Annotated in this window: 18 protein-coding genes; 12 read left to right on the forward strand and 6 right to left on the reverse strand. The window is 67.3% G+C overall.

Annotation, left to right across the window (positions count from 1 at the left end):
- Positions 1 to 11: 11 nt before the first annotated feature.
- Positions 12 to 671, reverse strand: a complete 660-nt coding sequence (locus tag J2X09_RS02750) for a DsbA family oxidoreductase (RefSeq protein ID WP_204731810.1) — start codon at positions 669 to 671, stop codon at positions 12 to 14.
- Between the two features lie 87 nt (positions 672 to 758).
- On the opposite strand from J2X09_RS02750, the gene aroE reads away from it, so the two are divergent.
- From aroE to J2X09_RS02765, 3 genes are read left to right on the forward strand one after another with little or no spacing between them, the layout of a single operon-like run.
- Entirely contained in the window at positions 759 to 1,583 is an 825-nt protein-coding gene (gene aroE, locus J2X09_RS02755; RefSeq protein WP_204731811.1) for a shikimate dehydrogenase, read from the forward strand.
- A 45-nt stretch (positions 1,584 to 1,628) separates the two neighbouring features.
- Positions 1,629 to 2,090 (forward strand): type II 3-dehydroquinate dehydratase, encoded by a 462-nt coding sequence (aroQ, locus tag J2X09_RS02760; protein ID WP_204731812.1) that lies wholly within the window; start codon positions 1,629 to 1,631, stop codon positions 2,088 to 2,090.
- A gap of 6 nt (positions 2,091 to 2,096) precedes the next feature.
- A complete protein-coding gene (locus tag J2X09_RS02765) occupies positions 2,097 to 2,987 on the forward strand; it encodes a DMT family transporter (RefSeq protein WP_204731813.1) in 891 nt (296 codons plus the stop codon).
- Here the strand turns inward: J2X09_RS02765 and J2X09_RS02770 are convergent.
- On the reverse strand, positions 2,944 to 4,164 hold the full coding sequence (locus J2X09_RS02770) for an MFS transporter (RefSeq protein WP_204731814.1): 1,221 nt from the start codon (positions 4,162 to 4,164) through the stop codon (positions 2,944 to 2,946). The genes J2X09_RS02765 and J2X09_RS02770 overlap by 44 nt on opposite strands.
- Positions 4,165 to 4,171: 7 nt before the next feature.
- A complete protein-coding gene (aroC, locus tag J2X09_RS02775) occupies positions 4,172 to 5,275 on the reverse strand; it encodes a chorismate synthase (RefSeq protein ID WP_204731815.1) in 1,104 nt (367 codons plus the stop codon).
- A 166-nt stretch (positions 5,276 to 5,441) separates the two neighbouring features.
- On the opposite strand from aroC, the gene J2X09_RS02780 reads away from it, so the two are divergent.
- Complete coding sequence (locus tag J2X09_RS02780; protein ID WP_204731816.1) at positions 5,442 to 5,864, forward strand: cupin domain-containing protein; 423 nt, start codon at positions 5,442 to 5,444, stop codon at positions 5,862 to 5,864.
- Between the two features lie 304 nt (positions 5,865 to 6,168).
- On the opposite strand, the gene J2X09_RS02785 is transcribed toward J2X09_RS02780, so the two are convergent.
- Entirely contained in the window at positions 6,169 to 6,825 is a 657-nt protein-coding gene (locus J2X09_RS02785; protein WP_204731817.1) for a glutathione S-transferase, read from the reverse strand.
- A 137-nt stretch (positions 6,826 to 6,962) separates the two neighbouring features.
- Between J2X09_RS02785 and J2X09_RS02790 the strand changes: the two genes are divergently transcribed.
- On the forward strand, positions 6,963 to 8,174 hold the full coding sequence (locus J2X09_RS02790) for a polyhydroxyalkanoate depolymerase (RefSeq protein WP_204731818.1): 1,212 nt from the start codon (positions 6,963 to 6,965) through the stop codon (positions 8,172 to 8,174).
- 52 nt (positions 8,175 to 8,226) lie between these two features.
- Here J2X09_RS02790 and J2X09_RS02795 read toward each other — a convergent pair whose 3' ends face one another.
- On the reverse strand, positions 8,227 to 8,694 hold the full coding sequence (locus J2X09_RS02795; protein ID WP_204731819.1) for a CBS domain-containing protein: 468 nt from the start codon (positions 8,692 to 8,694) through the stop codon (positions 8,227 to 8,229).
- A 128-nt stretch (positions 8,695 to 8,822) separates the two neighbouring features.
- Here J2X09_RS02795 and J2X09_RS02800 point away from each other — a divergent pair, with 128 nt between their 5' ends.
- Genes J2X09_RS02800 through J2X09_RS02810 form a run of 3 tightly spaced genes read left to right on the forward strand, consistent with a single transcriptional unit; the run spans position 8,823 to position 12,248 of the window.
- Entirely contained in the window at positions 8,823 to 10,133 is a 1,311-nt protein-coding gene (locus J2X09_RS02800; RefSeq protein WP_204731820.1) for an O-acetylhomoserine aminocarboxypropyltransferase, read from the forward strand.
- A 2-nt stretch (positions 10,134 to 10,135) separates the two neighbouring features.
- Positions 10,136 to 10,954 (forward strand): alpha/beta fold hydrolase, encoded by an 819-nt coding sequence (locus tag J2X09_RS02805; protein ID WP_204731821.1) that lies wholly within the window; start codon positions 10,136 to 10,138, stop codon positions 10,952 to 10,954.
- A 34-nt stretch (positions 10,955 to 10,988) separates the two neighbouring features.
- Positions 10,989 to 12,248, forward strand: a complete 1,260-nt coding sequence (locus J2X09_RS02810; protein WP_204731949.1) for a cytochrome P450 — start codon at positions 10,989 to 10,991, stop codon at positions 12,246 to 12,248.
- A gap of 9 nt (positions 12,249 to 12,257) precedes the next feature.
- Here the strand turns inward: J2X09_RS02810 and J2X09_RS02815 are convergent, their stop codons facing one another.
- Positions 12,258 to 13,547, reverse strand: a complete 1,290-nt coding sequence (locus tag J2X09_RS02815) for a YihY family inner membrane protein (RefSeq protein ID WP_204731822.1) — start codon at positions 13,545 to 13,547, stop codon at positions 12,258 to 12,260.
- A 48-nt stretch (positions 13,548 to 13,595) separates the two neighbouring features.
- On the opposite strand from J2X09_RS02815, the gene J2X09_RS02820 reads away from it, so the two are divergent.
- Genes J2X09_RS02820 through J2X09_RS02835 form a run of 4 tightly spaced genes read left to right on the forward strand, consistent with a single transcriptional unit; the run spans position 13,596 to position 17,192 of the window.
- Positions 13,596 to 14,051, forward strand: a complete 456-nt coding sequence (locus J2X09_RS02820; RefSeq protein WP_204731823.1) for a DUF2069 domain-containing protein — start codon at positions 13,596 to 13,598, stop codon at positions 14,049 to 14,051.
- On the forward strand, positions 14,048 to 15,478 hold the full coding sequence (locus tag J2X09_RS02825; protein WP_204731824.1) for an FAD-binding oxidoreductase: 1,431 nt from the start codon (positions 14,048 to 14,050) through the stop codon (positions 15,476 to 15,478). The genes J2X09_RS02820 and J2X09_RS02825 overlap by 4 nt, the downstream gene beginning before the upstream one ends.
- Entirely contained in the window at positions 15,475 to 16,383 is a 909-nt protein-coding gene (locus tag J2X09_RS02830; protein ID WP_204731825.1) for a lytic transglycosylase domain-containing protein, read from the forward strand. Before J2X09_RS02825 ends, J2X09_RS02830 begins: the two co-directional genes overlap by 4 nt.
- The gene (locus tag J2X09_RS02835) at positions 16,380 to 17,192 is read left to right on the forward strand and encodes a thymidylate synthase (RefSeq protein WP_204731826.1); all 813 of its coding nucleotides are present in this window, start codon (positions 16,380 to 16,382) and stop codon (positions 17,190 to 17,192) included. Before J2X09_RS02830 ends, J2X09_RS02835 begins: the two co-directional genes overlap by 4 nt.
- Positions 17,193 to 17,199 lie beyond the last annotated feature (7 nt).

Raw genomic sequence — 17,199 nt, forward strand, 5'->3', positions numbered from 1 at the left:
GAGGCGCGCGGTCAGCCCGCGGCGATCTGCCGCAGCGCCTGCTCGAACACCTCGGCCGGCTGGCCGCCGGAGATGAGGTGGCGGTCGTTGATGATGACCGCGGGCACCGAGCGGATGCCGTGGCCCTGGTAGAACGCCTCGCGTTCGCGCACGTCCTGCGCGAACTCGTCGCTGGCGAGGATGCTGCTCGCGCGGGCTTCGTTCAACCCGACCTCGCGCACGCAGGCGAGCAGCACGTCGTGGTGGCCCATGGCTTCGCTGCGGGTGTGGCAGGCGGCCATGAGCGCTTTCTTGAGCGCGTGTTGCTGGCCGGGTGCGCCCTCTTCGTCGGCCCAGTGCAGCAGGCGGTGAGCATCGAAGGTGTTCCAGATGCGGCCCCGGCCTTCGGGGTTGAAGGCGAAGCCGACTTCCGCGCCGCGCGCACGGATGGTGTTGCGGATTTGCGCCTGTTGTTCGGGCGTGGAGCCGTATTTTTCTGTGAGATGTTCACCAATGTCCTGACCTTCGGGGCCCATCTTCGGGTTGAGTTCGAAGGGCTGGAAATGCAGTTCGGCGGACACGCTGCCCTGCAGTTTCTGCAGGGCTTCCTCCAGCGCGCCCAGGCCCACGGCGCACCACGGGCAGGAGACGTCGGACACGAAATCGATCTTGAGGGGGGTGGGTGTGTTCATGGCTGGCATGGTAGGCCCTGGCCCCAAGCCCACAGGCGCGCCAGGGGCTTGCGCGACAATGTCGCCTTCCCCCCAGCAGCCTTGCCCATGACCGACCGCTACGCCGTTCTTGGCCATCCCATTGGCCACAGCAAATCGCCCCTGATCCACAGCCTGTTCGCCCAGGCCACGGGGCAGGACATCGGCTACACCGCCATCGAAACCCCGCTGGACGGCTTTGACGACACGGTGCTGGGTTTCCGGGCGAGCGGCGGGCGCGGGCTGAACGTGAGCCTGCCCTTCAAGCTGCAGGCGTTCCAGATCGCCACCGAACCGAGCGAACGCGCCCGGCTGGCGGGGGCGGCGAACTGCCTCAAGTTCGACGGGCCGGACCGCATCCTTGCGGACAACTTCGACGGCGTGGGTCTGGTGAACGACATCCAGCGCAACCTGGGTTTCCCGCTGGCGGGCAAGCGGGTGCTGCTGCTGGGCGCGGGCGGCGCCACGCGTGGCGCGCTGCTGCCGATCGCGGGTGAACGCCCCGCGCTGCTGGCGGTGGCGAACCGCACACCCGAGAAGGCGCACGCGCTGCGGCACGATTTCGCAGCCCACGTGCCGCTGCAGACCGGCGGCTACGACACGCTCGTGGGCCTGTCGTTCGACATGATCATCAACGCCACCTCCACCGGCCTCTCGCAAGAGGCGCTGCCGCTGCCGGACGGTCTGTTCGCCCCGGGCGCGCTGGCCTACGACATGGTCTACGGCAAAGGCCTCACGCCCTTCCTGAAGCAGGCGCAGGCTGCGGGCGTGTCGCGCGTGGCCGATGGCGTGGGCATGCTGGTGGAACAGGCCGCCGAGGCGTTCGAATGGTGGCGCGGCGTGCGGCCCGACACCAGGCCGGTGGTGAAGCAGCTCACCGTGCCGCTGGTTTAAGCTGTCGCCCACCCCCGTTCATCCATTCCAAAGAGACAGATTTCCATGCCCACCTTGCTGCTGCTCAACGGCCCCAACCTCAACCTGCTGGGCACACGCGAGCCCGGCGTGTACGGCGCCACCACCCTGGCCGACGTGGAAGCCCAGGCCCTTGCCACGGCGCAGCGCCTGGGTTTCGGGCTGGAGGCTTTCCAGAGCAACCACGAAGGCGCGCTGATCGACAAGATTCACGAAGCCGGCCGCCGCCACAAGACGGGCGAGATCGCCGGCGTGGTGTTCAACCCCGGCGCATTCACCCACACCTCGGTGGCGCTGTTCGATGCCATCAGTGGTGTGAAGCCGCTGCCGGTGATCGAGATCCACATCTCCAACGTGCACGCGCGCGAAGCCTTCCGCCACCACTCGTACATCTCGCCGGCGGCGGCGGGCATCGTGGTGGGTTTCGGTACCGACGGCTACACGCTGGCCATCGAAGGTCTGGTGCGCAAGATCGCGGCAACGGGCTGAGGCCCGGTGCAGGCCCGCCAGTTCGCGCAGATCGTGGGCCTGTCGGCCCTGTGGGGCGCTTCCTTCCTGTTCATACGGCTCGCGGCACCTGCCATGGGCCCCTGGGTGGTGGCCGGCCTGCGCGCGGCACTGGCGAGCATCACGCTGATCTTCATCATGAAGGCGCTGCGCGAGCGCTGGCCCTGGAAGCAATGGCAGGAGATGCTGCTGCTCGGCGCCACCTCGGTGGCGGCGCCTTTCATGCTGTTCGCGTGGGCCGGGCTGCACCTGCCTTCGGGCTACAGCGCGCTGCTCAACACCACGGCGGTGCTCTTCGGCACGCTGTCTGCCGCGTGGATGAAGGAAGACACCCTCACCCGCCGCAAGCTGCTGGGCTGCCTGCTCGGCCTGGTGGGCGTGGGCCTCATCGTGCGGCTGGGCCCGGTGCAGCCCACCGCGACCACGATACTGGCCGCGCTGGCCTGCGTGGCGGGCGCGGCCTGCTTCGGCCTGGCCACGCCGCTGATGAAGCGGGCCACCACGCGCACCTCGCCACTGGCGATCGCGGCGGCGATCCACCTCGCGGCCATGGTGCTGCTGCTGCCCACCACGCTGTGGAGCCTGCCGCAGGCGAGCTTCACGCCGGTGGCGCTGGGAGCGGTGGCGGTGATGGGTGTGATCACCTCGGGCCTGGCGTACTGGGTGCACCTGCGCATCGTGCGCCACGTGACGCCGGTGGCCGCGCTCAGCCCGATCTTTCTCATTCCGATCTTCGGTGTGACCTGGGGCCACCTGTTCCTGGGCGAGGCGCTGTCGCCCAGCATCTTCGTCGGCGGTGCGCTGGTGCTGGTGGCCACCGCGCTGGTGACCGGCTTCAACCCGCTGCGGCGCTGGCTGTCTGATACGCCCGCGCCCTGAGCGCGCACAGGCAGGCCACGGCGGCGCAAGCCGACGAGAGCCAGAACACGCTGGCCAGGCCGAAGGCCGAACTCAACAGGCCCCCCACCAGGCCACCGGCCACGCCGGGCAGGCCGTAACCCACCACGGTGTAGAGCGCCTGGCCGCGCCCGCGCAGGCGGCCCGGGAAGTGGTGCGAGAGCATGGCGATGCACACGGTGTGGTGCGCCGCGAAGGTGATGGCGTGCAAGGCCTGCGCGAGCAGCAGAACCGGCAGCACCAGCGGCAGCCCGGCGGTGAGCCCCATGCGAAGACTCATCAGCGCAGCCGCCAGCACCAGCCACCCTGAGAGCGAGAACAGCGGCAGCCATCGGCCCTGGGTGAAGAACCAGCCGATCTCGATCACCACCGACAGCGCCCACAGCAGGCCGATGACGGTCTTGCTGTAGCCGAGCGAATCCAGATAGAGCGAGAAGAAGATGTAGATGAAGATGTGCGCGAGCACGTGGAAGAACACGGCGGCGAAGAACCAGCGCACCGGCGGCTGGCGCAGCACGGGCCACACGCCGGGCTGGTTCGCTTCAGCGGCATGGGCGGGTTCGCGAAAGTCCGGCAACAGCCAGGCGCTGACGGCCACCGCCGCCAGTGTGCCGAGCGTCCAGGCCGGGAAGTGCACGAGCCCGTAGCGCTCGAACCAGAAACCGGCCGCCATCACGGTGACGAGAAAACCCAGCGAGCCCCACAGGCGGACGCGGCCATAACGCTTCGCATCGAAACTGCCGCCCTGGCTGACCAGGTGCGCCAGCGCGGCTTCGCTCATGGGCATCATGCCGCTGGTGTGGCTGAACATCAGCAGCAGCACGATGAAGAGCATCACCCCACCCGCATCGAACCAGAGGCCGAGCGAGAGCAGCAACGCAGCGCTGGAGCCGTAACGCAGCAGCCGCACGCGCTCGCCGGTGCGGTCGCTCAGCGAACCCCAGACGTAGGGCGTGAACAACCGCGTGGCCGACTGCACCGAGGTGAGCACGGCGATGGCGATCAACCCGAAGCCGAGCTCCTTGAGCCAGAGCGGCAGGTAGGGATTGAAGAAGCCGATGTGCGCGAAGTAACTCGCGGAGAGCGCGGCAAAAGGCAAGAGCTGGCGGGCCGATCCCCCCGGCTTGCCTGTCTGATCCGGCGGCGGATCGGTCGCCAAGTAAGACTCAGCCGTCGCGCGACTGGGCGGCGATATCGGGCGTGGGCAGTTGCACGTCGCCGCACTGGGCGCGGTGCAGCAGGGCGTGGTCCATCACCACCAGCGCGAGCAGGGCTTCGGCGATGGGCGTGGCGCGGATGCCGACGCAGGGGTCGTGGCGGCCCTTGGTGATGACTTCGGTGGGCTGGCCCGCCGTGTCGATGGTTTCGCGCGGAATCAGGATGGAGCTGGTCGGCTTGATGGCGATCTGCACCTCCAGGTCTTGCCCGGTGCTGATGCCACCGAGCACACCGCCCGCGTTGTTGCCCTTGAAGCCTTCGGGTGTGAGGCTGTCGCCATGGGTGCTGCCCCGGTGCGCCACGCTGGCAAAGCCGGCACCGATCTCCACGCCCTTGACGGCGTTGAGGCCCAGCATGGCGTAGGCGATGTCGGCGTCGAGCCGGTCGTACAGCGGCTGGCCGAGACCGACCGGCATGCCCTGCGCGGTGACACGCAGGCGCGCGCCGCACGAATCGCCGCTCTTGCGCAGCTCGTTCATGTAGGCCTCGATGGCGCTGGTGTCGGCCACAGGCGCGAAGAAGGGGTTGTGGGGCACGTGTTCCCAGCTCTCGAACGGAATGGCGAGTTCACCCACCTGCGTCATGTGGCCGCGGAAGGTGGTGCCGTAGCGCTCCTTGAGCCATTTCCTGGCAACGGCACCGGCGGCGACGGTGGGCGCGGTGAGGCGCGCGGAGCTGCGGCCGCCACCGCGCGGGTCGCGGATGCCGTATTTCTGCCAGTAGGTGTAGTCGGCGTGGCCAGGGCGGAAGGTCTGCAGGATGTTGCCGTAGTCCTTGCTGCGCTGGTCGGTGTTGCGGATGAGCAGGGCGATGGGGGTGCCGGTGGTCTTGCCTTCGTAGACACCGCTGAGGATCTCCACCGTGTCGGGTTCGTTGCGCTGCGTGACGAACTTGCTGGTGCCGGGGCGGCGGCGGTCCAGATCGGCCTGGATGTCAGCCTCGCTGAGTGCCATGCCCGGGGGGCAGCCGTCGATGACGCAGCCGATGGCCGGGCCGTGGGATTCACCGAAGTTGGTGACGCAAAACAGGGTGCCGAAGGTGTTGCCGCTCATAAGGGCGTGATTATCCCTGAGGCGTGGTGGTGCGCCGGCGAGCCAGTCTGGTGCATGGATCGGGACGGCCAGGCGCCGGGGCGGGCGTGGGGCGATGGGAACACTTCATGCTTGATGTTGCAGCGCAGCAGATTGATGGCTGCGATTCCCCAGAAAGGAGCGTCCCATGCTTGATCGAACCTCCACGCTGTTCTCCCATGTCAAGGCAGGTGAGGGTGACTATGTGAGTGGTGGCCTGCGCGATTTCTTCCTGTACCGCGACCTGGGGATTGCCCAGGCGACGCACGGCAAGGTGATCGCGCACCTGGTGAAGGCGAACATGCCGCCCGAGGAGGGCACGGGCTGGCACCGGCACGAGGCTGACTTCCAGATCGTGATCATGCTCAAGGGCTGGGCGCGGTTCATGTACGAGGACAAGGAGACCCTGGTGGAAGCCGGCGACTGTGTGCACCAGCGCCCAGGCATCAGCCACTATCTGTTCGACTACTCGCCCGACATGGAATACCTGGAGATCGTTTCGCCTGCCGATTTCAAGTCGATTGATGTGGAGCCGGTCTGCGAGATTCCGAAGCCTACGCCCTGGGTTTGAGTTTTTCTCGCGTCGGATTCTTCCGGGGCTGAGCCACCGGGTGGCCGGCTCCGCGGATGTCCTCCGGCGGCGGGAGGCCGCCTCCCCCTTTTATTCCGCTGCGCCGGCCACCCGGTGTCTCAGCCCTGCCCGCACACAGGTACGCCAACACTGGAGTGCCAACGTCCGCTCGGATCGGGCATCCGGGCGCTCTGCGCAGCGGCATAAAAGGAGGAGCCGGCACCAGCCGGCGGGGGACAGCCGCGGAGCAGAGCGCCCGGGTGCCCGATCCCGCGAGGTACAACGAGCGAAACGCAGCCAGCGCCTAAAACTCCGCGTCCAGCTCGTCGATGTCGTCAGGTTCGGCCTCCGCAGCCGCCACCCACTCTTTCATCGCCGGCAGCGCCATGATCGTGTCGCAATACGCCACACAGGCGGGGCTGATCGCCACCTCATAGGTGATGAACCGCGTCACCACCGGCGCGAACATCGCATCCGCCATGCACGGCTTCTCGCCGAACAGATAGGGCCCGCCATACGTCTCCAGACACTCGTTCCAGATCGCCTCGATGCGGTCGATGTCCGTCTGCGCACGCGACCACAGCTTGAAGCCCGGGAACGACGCCTTGATGTTCATCGGCAGCGACGACCGCATGGCCGAAAAGCCCGAATGCATCTCGCCGCAGATGGCACGGCAGTGCGCCCTCGCCGCCCGATCCGCCGGCAACAGGCCCGCCTTGGGCTTGATTTCATTCAGGTATTCGCCAATCGCCAGCGTGTCCCACACATAGATCCCGTCGTGATCCAGCGCCGGCACGCGCATGGAGGCGGACAGCAGCAGCATCTCGGCCTTCATCGCGGGGTCGTCTGGCGAGATCACGTTTTCCGTGAACTCCAGCTTCGCCATGCGCGCCATCAACCAGCCACGCAGGGCCCAGGCACCGTAGTTCTTGCTGCTGATCGTGAGTACCGCTTTGGACATGGAAGTGCTCCTCTTGGAGCACGCTCAGAGCAAGGGCTGTGCCATCTCTGTGCACCAGCCTCGCACCGGGCCGGTGCGGGACACCGCTGGCCCGCAACTTGCCTGCACCACGACACGTTGTCCCAGGAAAGAAAAACATGCTGTATCAGGCTTACCAACTCCAGTCCGACCTGATCTCGCCCTTGCGCCTGGCCGCCCAGCACCTGAGCGCCGCGCTCTGGGTGCGGGAAACGGAAGGCAGCGTGATGCGCAAGGTGGCTGCGGCCTGCGATGTCATCTCTCGCATGCGGCTGACCCATACGCGGCCTCCCTACCAGATCCACAGCGTGACAGTGGGCGAACGCGAATACCCGGTGGTGGAGGAAGCGGCGCTCACCCTGCCCTTTGGCACCCTGCTGCACTTCCGCAAGGAAGGCGCCGAACCCCAGCCCAAGGTGCTGCTGGTGGCACCGCTCTCAGGCCATTTCGCCACGCTGCTGCGCGAAACGGCGCGCACCCTGCTGCAGGACCACGACGTCTACATCACCGACTGGCACAACGCGCGCGATGTCTCGCTGCGCCACGGTGCGTTCGGGCTGGACGACTACATCACCTACATGATCCGCTTCACCGAGGCCGTGGGGCCCGGCACCCACATGGTGGCGGTGTGCCAGCCCTGCGTGGCCGCGCTGGCGGCCACGGCCATCATGGCCGAGGACGACAACCCCGCCCAGCCACGCAGCCTCACACTGATGGCCGGACCGGTGGATTGCCGCGTCAACCCGACCGAGGTGAACAAGCTGGCCACCAGCAAGCCGATTGACTGGTTCGAGAAGAACCTGATCAGCCACGTGCCCTTCCCGCACGCCGGCATGATGCGCCGCGTGTACCCCGGCTTCGTGCAGCTCACCGCGTTCATGAGCATGAACCCGGACCGACACAAGCAGTCCTTCCGCAACATCTACGACCACCTGGCGGCCGGACGCACGGAAGAGGCTGGCGTGATCCAGGCGTTCTACGAGGAATACCTGGCCGTGAACGACCTGCCGGCCGAGTTCTACCTGGAGACGGTGGAAAAGGTGTTCCAGACCTACGACCTGCCGCGCGGCGTACTGACCTGGAACGGCCGCACGGTGAACCCCGCCGCCATCCGCCGCACCGCGCTCATGACGGTGGAGGGCGAACGCGACGACATCTGCTCGGTGGGCCAGACCGTGGCCGCGCAGGACCTCTGCCGCAGCGTGCGCCCCTACATGAAGACCCACCACGTGCAGACCGGCGTCGGCCACTACGGTGTGTTCAGCGGGCGCAAGTGGAACCAGCAGATCTACCCGCGCCTGCGGGAGGTCATCCACGCGAGCGAAGGATGAAACGAAAACGCCCCGGCTTGCGGGGCGTTTTCTATTGGAAAGCTGGGGTCGATCAGGGAAAGTTCGGCTCGTTCTTGGTCGACTCTTCCTCGGGCCAGTCGCGGATGTAGGCCTTGAGCATCTTGTTCTCGAAGTTCTGGCTGTCCACCACCGCCTTGGCCACGTCGTAGAAGCTGATCACGCCCATGAGCATCTTGTTGTCCATGACGGGCATGTAGCGGGTGTGGCGCTCCAGCATCATGGGGCGCACCTGGTCCAGCTCGGTCTGGGGCGTGCAGGTCATGGGGTGATCGTCCATCACGCTGCGCACCGTCCTGCCACCCAAAGAACCGCCGTTGGCGGCCAGCGTGTGGATGACCTCGCGGAAGGTCAGCATGCCGACGAGATCGCCATGTTCGATCACGGCCAGTGAGCCGATGTCGAACTGAGACATGGTTGCGATGGCGCTCTCCAGGGATTCCTGGGGCTGGACGGTGTAGAGCGTGCCTCCCTTGACGCGCAGGATGTCGCTGACTTTCATGGCTGTGCTCCTCGATTCTGATGTGTCACCCATGGGGCTGGGGTGCTGACAATATAGCCCACAATAACCGGCAAGACCACCCTGCGCGCCACTGCAGCGGGGAACGACCGACACCCACTGGAGACATCATGTCCGGCTATTCCGACCCCGGCTTTGACACCCTCGCGCTGCACGCGGGGGCCGCGCCCGATCCCGCCACCGGCGCACGCGCCGTGCCCATCCACCTCACCACCTCGTTCGTCTTCGAATCCAGCGACCACGCGGCGGCGCTGTTCAACCTGGAGCGTGCTGGCCATGTGTACAGCCGCATCAGCAACCCGACCAACGCCGTCTTCGAACAGCGCATGGCGGCACTGGAGGGTGGCATCGGCGCCATCGCCACCGCCAGCGGGCAGGCCGCGCTGCACCTGGCGGTGGCCACGCTCATGGGCGCGGGCTCGCACATCGTGGCCAGCACGGCACTCTATGGGGGCAGCCAGAACCTGCTGCACTACACGATGCGGCGCTTCGGCATCGAGACCACGTTCGTCAAGCCCGGCGACATCGATGGCTGGCGCGCCGCGGTGCGGCCCAACACCAGGCTGTTCTTCGGCGAGACCGTGGGCAACCCCGGGCTGGACGTGCTGGACATTCCCACCGTCTCGCAGATCGCCCACGAGGCGGGTGCCCCCCTGCTGGTGGACTCGACCCTGACGACCCCCTACCTCATCAAACCTTTCGAACTGGGCGCGGACATCGTCTACCACTCGGCCACCAAATTCCTGAGCGGCCACGGCACCGTGATCGGCGGCGTGGTGGTGGACGCGGGCAGTTTCGACTGGGAGAAGTCCGGCAAATTCCCCGAGCTCACCGAAGCCTACGAAGGCTTCCACAACATGGTGTTCAGCGAGGAAAGCACGGTGGGCGCGTTCCTGCTGCGCGCGCGCCGCGAGGGCCTGCGCGACTTTGGCGCCTGCATGAGCCCGCACAGCGCCTGGCTGATCCTGCAGGGCATCGAGACGCTGTCGCTGCGCATGGAGCGCCACATGGGCAACACCGAGAAGGTGGTGCAGTTCCTCGCCAGCCACCCGCTGGTGGGCCGTGTGGGCCACCCGCTGCTGGAGACCCACCCCAGCCACGCACTGGCCGGCAAGCTGCTGCGCTTTGGTGCGAGGGGCGCGGGCTCGGTGTTCAGCTTCGACATCAAGGGCAGCCGCGCCCAGGGCAAGGCCTTCATCGAGGCGCTGAAGATCTTCAGCCACCTGGCCAACGTGGGCGACTGCCGCTCGCTGGTGATCCATCCCGCCAGCACCACGCACTTCCGCATGACGGATGAAGCGCTCGCCGCCGGTGGCATCGGCCCGGGCACGATCCGGCTGTCGATCGGCCTGGAAGACCCGGACGACCTGATCGACGACCTCAAGCGCGCGCTCAAGGCGGCAGAGAAGACAGGAGTCTGACCATGTACCTCCACGTCAACGGCGCCAACACCTACTGCTACACCGGCGGCAAGCCTTTCGACGCCGCCAAGCCCACAGTGGTCTTCATCCACGGCGTGGTCAACGACCACAGCGTGTGGATATTGCAGAGCCGCTACCTGGCCCACCACGGCTGGAACGTGCTGGCGGTGGACCTGCCGGGCCATTGCAAGAGCGAGGGAGAGGCGCCCTCCAGTGTCGAAGCAGCGGCCGATTTCGTGGCTGCCTTGCTCGACGCGGTGGGGGTGCAGCGCGCCGCATTGGTCGGCCACAGCTGGGGATCGCTCATCGCGCTGGAAGCCGCTTCTCGCCTGAAGGACCGCGTGAGCCACCTGGTGCTGGTGGGCACGGCTTACCCGATGAAGGTGTCACCGGCGTTGATCGAGGCCTCGCTCAACGACCCCGAGAAGGCGCTCGCGATGGTGAACGTGTTCAGCCGCAGCACGCTGGCCGCGCCACCGTCTGCCCTGGGCCCGGGCACCTGGGTGTATGGCTCGAGCCTGGCGCTGGGCCGGCGGGTGCTTCGGAGCAACGCCAAGGTCAATGTGTTCCACCGCGGCTTCGTGGCCTGCGACAGCTACGCCGGCGGCGAGGCGGCCATCGGCAAGATCACCTGCCCGGTGCTCTTTCTGCTGGGCGGCCAGGACCAGATGACGCATCCGAAGTCCGCGCAGGCCTTGATGCAGGCCGCCCGGTCGGCCGGCAAGGCGGTGAGCACGACCACGCTGCCGGTAGGCCACCACCAGATGACGGAAACGCCCGATGGCACGCTGTTCGCCATCCGCGACTTCCTGAACCGCTGACCGCGCCGTGGCCACGCCCCCGATCACGCCGCCCATGAGCGCGGCCCGCGCACAGGACATCGCCGCCAGCTTCGACCTGCGCGCCCTGCCCGCCGACTTCCTGGCCAACCCCTACCCCGTGTATGCCGCGCTGCGCGAGAGCCAGCCCGTGCGCCGCATGCCCGACGGTTCGGTGTTCCTCACCCGCTGCGCGGACCTGATGGCGGTGTACCGCGACGCTCAGGCCTTCAGCTCCGACAAGCACGTGGAGTTCACGCCCAAATACGGCGCGGGTTCGCCGCTGTTCGAGCACCACACCACCAGCCTCGTCTTCAACGACCCACCGCTGCACACCCGCGTGCGCCGCCTGATCATGGGCGCGCTCACGCGCCGCGCCATCGCGGGCATGGAGCCCGGCCTCGTGTTGCTGGTGGACGAGCTGCTTGATGAGATGGACGCGCGCGGCGGCGGCGATCTGATCGAGGACTTCGCTTCCGCGATTCCGGTGGAAATCATCGGCAACCTGCTGGACGTGCCACACGGCGACCGGGGCCCGCTGCGCGCCTGGTCGCTCGCCATCCTCGGCGCGCTGGAACCCACCCTCACGCCGCAGCAGCAGGCGGGCGGCAACCAGGCCGTGACGGAGATGACCGACTACCTGCGCACGCTGGTGGCGGCGCGCCGCCAGCGCCCTGGTGACCCCGAGCGCGATGTGCTCACGCGGCTGATCCAGGGCGAGGAACAGGGCGAACAGCTGAGCGAGGTGGAGCTGCTGCAGAACTGCATCTTCCTGCTCAACGCCGGCCACGAAACCACCACGAACCTGATCGGCAACGGGCTGATCGCACTGCAGGAATTTCCCGAGGCCCGGGCCAGTCTGCAGAAAGCGCTGAAGGACACGGCGGGCGACGAGGCCGCTGAGGAAGCGGTGCTTGGCCGTGCGGTGGACGAGTTCCTGCGCTTCGAGTCGTCCAACCAGCTCGGCAACCGCCGTGCGGTGCAGGACACGCACGTTGGCGGCGTCGAACTGCCGGCCGGCACGCTGGTGACCCTGTGCATTGGCGCGGCCAACCGAGACCCGGCCCAGTTCGCCGACCCCGAGGTGCTGAACCTCGCGCGCGAAGGCAACAAGCACCTGGCGTTCGGCTTCGGCATCCACCAGTGCGCGGGCCTGAGCCTGGCGCGTCTGGAGGGGCGCATCGCCATCGGCCGTTTCCTGCGGCGCTTTCCGGGTTACCAACTCACCGAAGCGCCGGTGCGCGGTGGTCGGGCGCGGTTCCGGGGCTTTTTGCGCGCGCCGTTCAGCACGAGCTGATCGGCGCGCTCAGCCGGATGCGATCGAGGGGCCGGCCTGGGCGTCTGGCGCGTCGGCGGACTGTTGGGCCGTGCCCGCCACGGCTTGCGCGACCGACATGTCCATCCAGCGGCTTTCCGACCAGAAGCGCGCGGTGTGCGGCTGGTGCGCCAGCAGCAGCCGTTCCACCAGCGGCGCCACGGGCGTGCGGGTCAGGTCGATCAGCAGCACGTAGCGCTCGCCCTCCTCGTCCAGCCGGCCCAGCCAGTCCAGACGCACCATCACGGCCACGGGCTCTTCCAGCTGGAGCGCGTCCACGCGCAGCACCTGCGCCAGCGCTTCCAGGCTCAGCCCCTTCGGCGAGGTCTCCCGCGCGGCCTGCAACTGGATGAGCAACTCCAGTGCGAGCTGGAAAGTCCAGCCCGGCGTGTCGCCACGGCGCGCGATACCGGCCCGCAGGCTGGGCAGGTAGGCGGCCACCACCGCCCCCAGCAGCACGATCACCCAGGCCACATAGATCCAGATCAGCAGGATGGGCACCGTGGCAAAGGTGCCGTAGACCACCGAGTACGTAGGCACCTGCGTCAGGTACCAGGCCAGCACCTTCTTGGCCAGCTCCAGGCCGATCCACACGAACAGGCCGCCGATCACCGCATCGGCCCAGCGCACCCGGGTGTTGGGGACATAGCGATAGAGCGCCGCGATGCCGCCGGTGAGCAGGGCGAACTGCACGGCATCCAGCAGGAACCGCACGCCGCCCGGCATGCTGGGCACCATGCCGCGCGAGGCCGTCACCGCGTAGGAAGTGGCCGTCAGGCTGCCGGCCAGCAGCAAGGGCCCGAGCGTGAGCACCGCCCAGTAGACCAGCACCCTCTGGGTGAGCGAGCGCGCCTGGCGCACGCGCCAGATGTCGTTGAGCTTGCGGTCGATGGTCAGGATGAGGGCGAGCGCCGTCACCAGCAGCACGAGCGCGCCGGCCCAGCCGATCTGCCCGGCCTTGCCCGCGAACTGGTTGAGGTAGCTGAAGACCTGCTTGGCAATGTCCGGCGGCACCAGGCTCTGCACCAGCCATCGCTGCAAGGTGACCTGCATGCGGTCGAACATGGGGAAGGCGCTGAAGATGGCCAGGGCGACGGTGAACAGCGGCACCAGCGAAATGGTCGTGGTGAAGGTGAGCGAACTGGCGGTGATGCCCAGTCGGTCTTCGCGGAAGCGCTCGCGCAGCGTGAGCGCCGTATTGCGCCACGGAAAGTTCAGCGCGTCACGCCACAGCGCACGCGCCGGGGTTTCAAGGGCCTTCAGCCGCTGTTTCAGGGTCATCCCGGTATCATGCCACCTGCCCTCCGCCCGCCTCCCCGCCTGTCCCCCATGCCTCTGACCGATTCGCCTGACGGCGCCCTAGATACGCCTTTCGCCGTGCGCGGCACACGCTGGCTCGCCGTCGGCAGCCTGATCGGGCTGATCGTGCTCGGCCTGGCCTGGGAACTCTGGCTGGCGCCACTGCGCGAAGGTGGATCGTGGTGGGCCATCAAGGTGCTGCCGCTGACCGTGCCGCTGGCCGGTCTCCTGAAGAACCGCATGTACACCTACCGCTGGGTCAGCCTGCTGGTGTGGCTGTATTTCACCGAGGGCGCGGTGCGTGCCACCAGCGAATCCGGCACGTCGATGTGGCTGGCCATCGTCCAGGTGCTGCTGTGCATCGCCCTCTTCCTGGCCTGCGCCCTGCATGTGCGCATGCGCCTGCGCGCAGCCGGCAAGGAAGCCGTGGCCGCCGACGTGGCCCAGGCGACGGCCCTGGCCGAGTCCCGGGTGGCCAAGCCATGAGCGCGGCACTCTTGCAGGCGTTGCGCGAGACAGTGGGCGCCGCCCAGGTGTTCACGCACGACGACCCCGGCGCAGACCTCTCCGCCTGGGAGCAGGACTGGCGCAAACGCGCGCGGGGCCGGGCGCTGGCCGTGGTGCGCCCTGGCAGCACGGCCGAAGTGGCGGCCGTGGTGCGTGCCTGCGCCGCGGCCGGGGCGTCCATCGTGCCGCAGGGCGGCAACACCGGGCTCGTGGTGGGCTCGGTGCCGGACGAATCGGGCACGCAGGTGGTGCTCAGCCTCACGCGGCTGAACGCGGTGCGGGCCATCGATCCCGCCAACCTCACCATGACGGTGGAGGCGGGCTGCGTGTTGCAGAACCTGCAGGAAGCGGCGGAGAAAGCGGGTTTTCTGCTTCCCTTGAGCCTGGCGGCCGAAGGCAGTTGCACGATCGGCGGCAACCTCGCCACCAACGCCGGCGGCACACAGGTGGTGCGCTATGGCAATGCGCGCGAACTGTGCCTGGGCCTCGAGGTGGTGACGGCGCAGGGCGAGGTGTGGCATGGGCTCACCGGCCTGCGCAAGGACAACACCGGCTACGACCTGCGCGACCTGTTCATCGGCAGTGAAGGCACGCTGGGTGTCATCACCGCCGCCACGCTCAAGCTCTATCCGCTGCCCGCCGCACGGCTCACGGCCTGGGCGGCGGTTCCCACACTGGACGCCGCCGTGAGTCTGCTGGGCCTGGCCCACCAGAACCTGGGTGCCGGGTTGACCGGCTTCGAGGTGATGGGCCAGTTCGCGCTGAGCCTGGTGGACAGGCACTGCCCCACACTGCGTGTGCCGCTGTGGACCGACAGCCCCTACTGCGTGCTGCTGGAAAACAGCGACAACGAGTCCGAGGCCCACGCACGCGGGCAGTTTGAACGCCTGCTGGAGACGGCCTTCGAACAAGGCCTGGTGAGCGATGCGGTGGTGGCCGAGAGCCTCGCGCAGGCGCACGGGCTGTGGCACATCCGCGAGAGCATTCCCCTGGCGCAGGCCGAGGAAGGCCTCAATATCAAGCATGACATCAGCATTCCGGTGTCGCGCATTCCGGCCTTCTGTGCGGAAACCGACGCTTTGCTGCAGCGCGAGATCCCGGGTGTGCGATTGGTGAATTTTGGCCACCTGGGTGATGGCAATCTGCACTACAACGTGCAGGCACCGGTCGGCGAAGATGCGAAAAAATTCCTCAAAGAGGAGGAGAGCCGCATCAACGGTCTGGTGTTCGACGCGGTGGCTCGATACGATGGATCGATCAGCGCCGAGCACGGCGTCGGCAGCCTGAAAGCCGACCACCTGCCCCATTACAAGGACCCGGTTGCGCTGGGCCTGATGCGCGCCATCAAACAGGCGCTGGACCCCCAACAGATCATGAACCCTGGCCGCGTTCTCGTCCGTCCATGAAAGTCCGCCTCCTTTTCTGCTGCCTGCTGGCGTGGACGCTCTGCGCCACGGCAACGGCACACGCCGCCGAGACCGCAGACCGCGACGCCTTGCGCGAGCAGGCCCGTGCGCTGGAACAGGGCCATGGCGCGACAAGTGACACCGGTGCCATCATCACGCTCTATTGCCGTGCTGCCATGGCCGGCGATCTCTTTTCCGCCTACAAGCTGGGCTGGATGTACGCCAACGGCAGCGGAATACCCCGCAACGACGGCTATGCCGCGCACTGGTTCGCCCGCGCGGCTCTGCTGGGCGACGCGCACGCGGAAAACATGGTCAAGCGCCTGGGGGTGCCGGCCGACAAGCCCGACTGCGTGCTCCAGGCCGAGCGCAACGAGCTGCAGCGTGTGGCACAGGCCGCCGAGCAGCAATCGCTGACCACCCGCTATCGGGAGCTGGTGAACACGCCGGAACAGCAGCGCATCATGAAGATCGTCTACAAGCTCGCGCCGCAGTTCGGCATCGAGCCCGGCCTGGCGTTCGCGGTGATCAAGGCCGAGTCCAACTTCAACGTGCACGCCCTGTCCGACAAGAACGCGCAAGGCCTGATGCAACTGATTCCAGACACCGCCACGCGCTTTCGGGTGAGCAAGCCGTTCGACCCCGAGCAGAACATCCGCGGCGGCCTCTCTTACCTGCAGTGGCTGCTGGCCTACTTCAAGGGCAATGTGCCGCTGGTGCTCGCGGCCTACAACGCCGGCGAAGGCACGGTCGACCGCTACCGGGGCGTGCCACCCTTTCCTGAAACACAGGGCTACATCAAGCGCATCCAGCAGATCTTCGCCCTGCAGCACCATCCTTTCGACGAGCGCATCACCGCGCCCTCGCCCGCTTTGCCCGGCATCCTCTCTGCCGCCACGCCATGACCGACCGTCCCATCCGCTCGCAATACGAAGACTTCATGCGCCACGTGTACACCACGGGCGTGCAGAAAACCGACCGCACCGGCACCGGCACCACCAGCGTGTTCGGCCACCAGATGCGTTTCGACCTCAAGGAAGGTTTTCCCCTGGTGACCACCAAGAAGGTGTTCACCAAGGCCATCATCGTCGAGCTGCTGTGGTTCCTGCGCGGGGACAGCAACGTGAAGTGGCTGCAGGAACGCGGCTGCACGATCTGGGACGAGTGGGCGCGCGAGGACGGCGACCTCGGCCCGGTGTACGGCGTGCAGTGGCGCAACTGGCCCGCACCCGATGGGCGGCACATCGACCAGATCAGCGAGGTCGTCAAGCAGCTCAAGTCCAACCCCGACTCGCGCCGCATCATCGTGAGCGCATGGAACGTGGCCGACCTGGACAAGATGGCGCTCATGCCCTGCCACGCCTTCTTCCAGTTCTATGTGGCAGACGGCAAGCTCAGTTGCCAGCTGTACCAGCGCAGCGCCGACATCTTTCTCGGTGTGCCGTTCAACATTGCCAGTTACGCCCTGCTCACGCACATGCTGGCGCAGCAGTGCGACCTCGACGTGGGTGAGTTCATCTGGACCGGCGGCGATTGCCACATCTACAGCAACCACCACGAACAGGTGGAGACGCAGCTCTCACGCGCACCGCACCCCTACCCCACTCTGCGCATCAAGCGGCGACCGGCATCGATCTTCGACTACGAGCTCGACGACTTCGAAATCCTCGACTACCAGCATCACCCCGCCATCAAGGCCCCGGTGGCGGTCTGAGCCAGCG

Source organism: Hydrogenophaga laconesensis (assembly GCF_031457235.1).
In the GTDB taxonomy this organism is placed as follows: Bacteria; Pseudomonadota; Gammaproteobacteria; order Burkholderiales; family Burkholderiaceae_C; genus Hydrogenophaga; species Hydrogenophaga laconesensis.